Here is a 1,465-nt window from a genome sequence, read left to right on the forward strand (position 1 = left end):
CGGAGGATTTCTGGTTCATCGCAGCTATCAAGCGGCGAAGATGAACAAGAAATCCGGAACATCGAAGGACGCGGCCGACAAGCTGGTCAAAGGGATCAAGCGCAAGACGCGCAAGCATTATTCTGCGGAAGAGAAGATCAGGATCGTGCTGGCTGGTCTGCGCGGCGAGGAGAGTATCGCCGCGCTGTGTCGCCGGGAAGGCATCAGCGAGAGCCTGTATTACACTTGGTCGAAGGAATTCCTCGAAGCGGGCAAGCAACGCCTTGCGGGGGATACTGCCCGCCAGGCGACATCGCCTGAGGTCAAGGAGCTGCGCTCGGAATCCGCCGCGCTCAAGGAAGTCGTTGCTGATCTGACTCTGGAAAACCGTCTGCTCAAAAAAAGCATGATCAGGGGTGGGGAGTACGAGGCATGAGGTATCCTGCATCGGAAAAGCTGGAGATCATCCGCACCGTCGAAGCCTCGCATCTACCCGCCCGTCAGACGCTGGCCATGCTCGGCATTCCACGCACGACCTATTACCGCTGGTATGACCGCTGGTCCGAGGGTGGGCTTGACGCGCTTGAGGACACACCGTCCCATCCGGGGTCTGTGTGGAACCGCCTCCCGGATGAGACCCGGGCGGACATTATTGAGTTTGCACTCGAACATGAGGATCTGACGCCCCGTGAGCTGGCGGTGAAGTACACCGATGAGAAGCAGTATTTTGTCTCGGAATCGTCGGTTTACCGCATCCTGAAGGCGGAAGATCTGGTGACGGCACCGGCGCATATCGTGATGAAGGCGGCCAATGAGTTCCGGGATAAAACCACGCGCCCAAACGAGTTGTGGCAAACTGACTTCACCTATCTGAAGGTTTTGGGCTGGGGCTGGTTCTATCTCAGCACCATCCTGGACGATTACAGCCGTCACATCATCGCTTGGAAGCTCTGCACCACGATGAAAGTCGAAGACGTGACCGACACGCTTGACCTCGCGCTGGAGGCCTCGGGATGTGACTGCGCAACCGTGGTCGCCAAGCCAAGACTTCTTAGCGACAACGGCTCGTCTTACATCGCGGGGGACTTGGCGGATTACCTCGACGAAAAGGGCATGGATCATGTTCGCGGCGCACCCTACCACCCACAAACCCAAGGCAAGATCGAGCGCTGGCACCAGACCATGAAGAACCGTGTCCTGCTGGAGCATTACTTTCTGCCCGGTGATCTCGAGCGCCAGATCGGGGCCTTCGTCGAATACTACAACAACCAACGCTACCATGAGAGCCTTGGGAACCTGACGCCCGCTGACGTCTATTACGGGCGCGCAGAGCAGATCCTGAAACAGCGAGAGGAGATCAAACGAAAAACCATGCTCACCCGGCGCTTGCGCCACGAAACTGAAACCGCATAAACTCAATCAAGGATGAGCCAGAGCCTCCAAACGGAAAACCGCTCAAATGTCCCAAATTATCTGACGACGCACA

Annotated in this window: 1 protein-coding gene; it reads left to right on the top strand. The window is 57.2% G+C overall.

The window, feature by feature from the left end; translation table 11 throughout:
* Window positions 1-40: 40 nt before the first annotated feature.
* Window positions 41-1,392 (top strand): IS3 family transposase gene (locus tag DFK10_RS16150; RefSeq protein WP_408005599.1). Its coding sequence is split into 2 segments (ribosomal slippage): window positions 41-376 and window positions 379-1,392, totalling 1,350 coding nucleotides; the frame shifts between segments, so codons are not numbered across the junction.
* The last annotated feature ends 73 nt before the right edge of the window (window positions 1,393-1,465 follow it).

The organism is Salibaculum griseiflavum, assembly GCF_003129565.1.
GTDB lineage: Bacteria > Pseudomonadota > Alphaproteobacteria > Rhodobacterales > Rhodobacteraceae > Salibaculum > Salibaculum griseiflavum.